Genomic DNA, 4,760 nt, shown 5'->3' with positions numbered 1-4,760 from the left:
CCGTTCAGGCCGAGCACGACGACCTTCGAGCCGCGGTCGATCGCGAGGTCGACGTCGGCGAAGATCTCCAGCGACCCGTACGACTTCGACAGCGCCTTGGCCATCAGCGGTGTCTTGCCGCACGGGGCGGGCTTGGGGAAGCGCAGCTTCGCGACGCGGTCTTCCTGGCGCACCTCGTCGAGACCGGAGAGCATCTTCTCGGCGCGTGCGACCATCTGGTGCGCGGCGGCCGCCTTGCTCGCCTTCGCACCGAAGCGTGCCGCCTGCAGCTGCAGCGCGGTCGCCTTCTTCTCGATGTTGGCCCGCTCCTTCTTGCGCCGTTCCTCGTCGGCGACCCGCTGTCGCAGGTAGTTCTTCCAGTTCATGTTGTACACATCGATGACCTGACGATTGGCATCGAGGTAGAACACGCGATTGACCGTCTCGCCCACGAGCTCCACGTCGTGGCTGATCACGATCAACCCGCCCTTGTAGGACTTCAGGAACTCGCGCAGCCACACCACGCTGTCCGCGTCGAGGTGGTTGGTGGGTTCGTCGAGGATCATCGTCTGGGCGTCCGAGAAGAGGATGCGCGCCAGCTCGATGCGCCGGCGCTGCCCGCCCGACAGCGTCTTCAGCGGCTGGTCCAGGATGCGGTCCGGCAGGGAGAGATTGTGGGCGATCGAGGCCGCCTCGGCCTCCGCGGCATAGCCCCCCAGGGCCTCGAACCGCTCGGTCAGGTTGGCGTACTTCCGCATCGCCCGCTCCGCGACGGCGGAGTCGTCCGAACCCATGGCTTCGGAGGTCTCCCGCATGCCGATCGCGATCGTGCCCAGGCCGCGGGCGTCGAGGATCCGGGTGCGAGCCAGCATCTCCGGATCGCCGGACCGCGGGTCCTGCGGCAGGTAGCCCAGCTCGCCGGAGCGGTCGACGCGCCCGGCAGAAGGCAGCACGTCGCCGGCCAGCACCTTGGTGAGCGTGGTCTTTCCGGCGCCGTTGCGCCCGACGAGCCCGATCTTGTCGCCGTCGGAGACGCGGAAGGAGACCTCCGACATGAGCACGCGGGCGCCCACGCGGATCTCGAGGTCGTGCACGGCAAGCACAGCGATCGTCCGTTTCGTTGGTGACAGGGGACAAGGGAGGCCGACGGCCAGCCTCCTAGTATAAGTCGGGAACGGCCCGGAGACCGCCGGGCACGACCTCCGAAGGAGCGCCATGACCCTCGCTGCCCCCTCCCCCGCCCGTCGACGCGTGCTGGCCGATGTCATCGCACGGCCCGAAGGACGCGCCCGCGCGCTCGCGACCGACGCCGCGCTCATCCTCGCCGGCGTCGCCGTCGTGGCCGTGCTCGCGCAGGTGTCCGTGCCGCTGTGGCCGGTCCCGATCACGGGTCAGACCCTCGCTGTCGTGGTCGTCGGCGCCGCCCTCGGCGCACGGCGGGGCGCGCTCGCCCTTCTCGCCTACCTGGTGATCGGGCTCGCCGGGCTCCCCGTCTTCGCGGACTTCACCGGAACGGTCGCGGCGGTCGCCAAGCCCAGCTTCGGATTCATCCTGGGCTTCATCGGGGCGGCATTCGTCGCGGGCTGGTTCGCCGAGCGCGCGTGGGACCGCAAGCCCTGGCTCGCTTTCGTCGGCTTCGTCGCCGCCAGCGCCGTCCCCTTCGTCGTGGGCATCCCCTACATGGCACTCATCCTGAACGGCGTGATGGGACTGGAACTGTCGGTGTGGCAGCTCCTCCAGGCGGGACTGTTCCCCTTCGTCATCGGCGGCGTGGTGAAAGCGGCGATCGCCGCGGCGGTCATCCCGGGAGCCTGGGCCCTCGTGCGCCGCGTCGACACATCCCGCGACTGATTCGCCTCCCCGCTGCGAGCCGAGGGGTTCGAGAGCACTCCGAATGTCGGGTAAAGTAAGCCTGCCCTAACACCTAGGAGGAATCTTGTTCCGCTCCCCCCGCACACGCATAGCGCTCGCCGCCGTGACCGCCACCGCACTCGGTGTCGCCCTCGCAGGCTGCGCAACAGGTGTCCAAGAGTCCGAGGACGCATCGTCGTCGACGACCGGCGACACCTTCCCCGTGACGATCGAGCACGCTCTCGGCGAGACGGTCATCGAGTCGCAGCCGGAACGGGTCGCCGCGATCGCGTGGAGCAACCAGGACGTCCCCCTGGCCCTCGGAGTCGTTCCCGTGGGGATGGACTCCCAGGTGTGGGCGTGGACCGGCGAAGCCGAGCTCGGCGTCTACGAGTGGACGCAGGATGCGATCGACGAGCTCGGCGGTGAGGAGCCCGTCATCTTCTCCTCATCCGACGGTGTGGACTTCGAAGCCATCGCCGACACCGCCCCCGATGTGATCCTGGCCGCCCAGTCGGGCCTGAGCGAGGAGGACTATTCCACGCTCAGCGAGATCGCCCCTGTGGTCGCGTATCCCGAGATCGCCTGGTTCACGCCGTGGCGAGACACCATCATCCTGAACGCCGAAGCGCTGGGCATGGCCGAGGAAGGCGAACAGCTCGTCGCCGATCTCGAGCAGCAGATCGCCGACGCGACGGCGGAGGCCGACTTCGCCGGGAAGACGGCGGCGTTCTTCTACGCGAGCCCGGCCGACCTCTCCACCGTCTCGCTCTACACCGGCGGTGACTCGCGGACCGCCTTCCTCGACGACCTCGGCTTCGATCTGCCGCAGGTCGCGATCGACGCCGCGGCGGAGGGTTCCTTCTACCAGGACTTCAGCGCGGAGAACGCCGACCAGCTCGCCGACGTCGACATCATCGTCAGCTACGGCGACGGCAGCCTGCTCGAGGCGATGCAGGCCGACCCGCTGTGGAGCACCCTGCCCGCCGTGCAGAACGGCGCCGTCGTGGAGGTCGGAAACGGAGACGCCCTGAGCGCCGCCGTCAGCCCGACCGCACTGTCGATCCCGTGGGTCCTCGACGAGTACGTCGCGATGCTCGAGGACGCCGCCTCGCAGGCTCAGTGACGCTCCTCGCCGCGAACACGCGCCGCGCGCCCGCCTCTCGTGCGAGCGCGCGGCCGCGTGTCGTGGCCCTCGTCATCGGACTCGCTCTCCTCGTCGTCACCGTGATCCTCTCGCTGGCATTCGGTTCCAGGCCGGTCAGCGTCACCGAGGTCGTCGACGGCGTCACCACGTGGCTGCGCGGGCAGACACCCACCGAGATCGGTGCACTCGCGGTGCAGAGCCGCATCCCCCGCACCGCGCTCGCCATGCTCGCTGGTGCGGCGCTGGCCATCTCCGGCGCCCTCATGCAGGCCATCACCCGCAATCCGCTCGCGGACCCCGGCATCCTCGGCGTCAACACCGGCGCCGCGCTGGCCGTCGTCATCGGCATCGCCTTCTTCGGCCTGGCAGACACGTGGGGTTACCTCAGCTTGGCCCTCATCGGCGCCGGCCTCACCGCCGTCTTCGTATACTTCGTCGGATCGGTCGGCGCCGGCGGCACGACGCCCATCAAGCTCGCGCTGGCGGGAGCTGCGACGACCGCCGCCCTCACGTCGCTCGTGTCAGCGATCCTGCTGCCGCGTCAGAACGTGCTCGACGAGTTCCGCTACTGGCAGGTGGGCAATGTCGGACGAGCGGAATGGGAGACCATGGCGCTGGTCGCGCCCGTTCTCGTCTTCGGCGCCATCGTCGCCATCTTCTCCGCCTCGGCTCTGAACGCGCTCGCGATGGGCGACGACGTGGCGACGGGCCTCGGCGTGCACGTCGGGCGCATCCGCATCGTCGCCGCCATCGCGGGGGTCGCCCTCTGCGCCGCCGTCACCGCGGTCGCCGGCCCGATCGGCTTCGTCGGGCTCATGGTCCCGCACGTGGTGCGCCTCGTCTCCGGGCCGGACCAGCGGTGGCTCCTCCCTCTCTCCGCGATCGGCGGCGCCATCCTCCTCGTCGCGGCAGACACGATCGGACGTGTCATCGGCTCCCCCGGCGAGGTCGAGGCGGGCATCATCACCGCATTCGTCGGGGCCCCCGTTCTCATCGTCATCGCTCGCCGCACCCGGATGAGGGCGCTGTGACCGCGACGGCAGAGATCATCGACGGAACCGCCGCCGCGGTCCGCGCCGGCCGTCGGGCACGGACACGTCGCCGCACGGTCGCGGTCGCCGCACTGGTGATCCTTCTGATCGGCCTCAGCATCGCGATGCTCACACTGGGCAACACCGTCTACCCGCTCGGCGATGTGATCGCGGTCATGCTCGGCTACGACGTTCCCGGGGCATCCTTCACCGTGGGGACACTCCGAATACCCCGTACGCTCACCGGTGTCCTCGCGGGCGTCGCGTTCGGCGTCGCCGGCGTGACCTTCCAGACCATGCTGCGCAATCCTCTCGCCAGTCCGGACGTCATCGGGATCACCTCCGGTGCCAGCGCGGCGGCGATCCTCTCACTCATCGTGCTGGGCTGGGGCAGCGGGGCCACCATGACGCTGGCGCTGCTCGCCGGCGTGGGAACGGCCGTCGTCATCTACATCGCTGCTCGTGGTGGCACGTCGACGGGCGGCCGCCTGATCCTCATCGGCATCGGCATCGGCGCCATGCTCGACGCCGTCGTGGCCTACCTCCTCGTCCGCGCCCAGGTCTACGACGTCGCCGTGGCCGCACGGTGGCTCGCGGGCAGCCTCAACGGTGCGCGGATGGAGGACGTGCCGCCGCTGGCCGTCGCGGTGTTCGTCCTGGCGCCGATCGTGCTGATGCTCAGCAGAGATCTGCGTGCCCTGGAACTCGGCGACGCGTCGGCCGCCGCTCTCGGGGTGCGTGTCGACCGCACG

Annotated in this window: 5 protein-coding genes; 4 read left to right on the top strand and 1 reads right to left on the bottom strand. The window is 69.8% G+C overall.

Going from position 1 to position 4,760, the window contains the following annotated elements; all coding sequences use genetic code 11:
* A partial coding sequence (locus B4E30_RS13150) for an ABC-F family ATP-binding cassette domain-containing protein (protein WP_286795542.1) occupies window positions 1-1,082 on the bottom strand: 1,082 nt, incomplete at its 3' end.
* A 112-nt stretch (window positions 1,083-1,194) separates the two neighbouring features.
* Here B4E30_RS13150 and B4E30_RS13145 point away from each other — a divergent pair.
* From B4E30_RS13145 to B4E30_RS13130, 4 genes are all read left to right on the top strand, one after another.
* Window positions 1,195-1,830: a biotin transporter BioY gene (locus tag B4E30_RS13145; protein ID WP_194383191.1), complete on the top strand. Its 636-nt coding sequence runs from the start codon at window positions 1,195-1,197 to the stop codon at window positions 1,828-1,830.
* A gap of 85 nt (window positions 1,831-1,915) precedes the next feature.
* On the top strand, window positions 1,916-2,956 hold the full coding sequence (locus B4E30_RS13140) for an iron-siderophore ABC transporter substrate-binding protein (protein WP_194383193.1): 1,041 nt from the start codon (window positions 1,916-1,918) through the stop codon (window positions 2,954-2,956).
* Window positions 2,953-4,008 carry a FecCD family ABC transporter permease gene (locus B4E30_RS13135; RefSeq protein ID WP_286795541.1) on the top strand — a complete coding sequence of 352 codons (1,056 nt, stop codon included), beginning with the start codon at window positions 2,953-2,955 and terminating at the stop codon, window positions 4,006-4,008. The genes B4E30_RS13140 and B4E30_RS13135 overlap by 4 nt, the downstream gene beginning before the upstream one ends.
* The coding region (locus B4E30_RS13130) for a FecCD family ABC transporter permease (protein ID WP_286795540.1) at window positions 4,005-4,760 on the top strand (756 nt) is incomplete at its 3' end. The genes B4E30_RS13135 and B4E30_RS13130, both read left to right, overlap by 4 nt.

This window comes from Microbacterium sp. UBA3394, assembly GCF_002358725.1.
Classification (GTDB): domain Bacteria; phylum Actinomycetota; class Actinomycetes; order Actinomycetales; family Microbacteriaceae; genus Microbacterium; species Microbacterium luteum.
Note: the sequence above shows the minus strand (reverse complement) of the source record. Positions and strands in the feature narration are given on the sequence as shown.

Coding starts and splice junctions, on each gene's coding strand:
- B4E30_RS13145 (WP_194383191.1), top strand. CDS start 1,195: ATGACCCTCGCTGCCCCCTCCCCCGCCCGTCGACGCGTGCTGGCCGAT.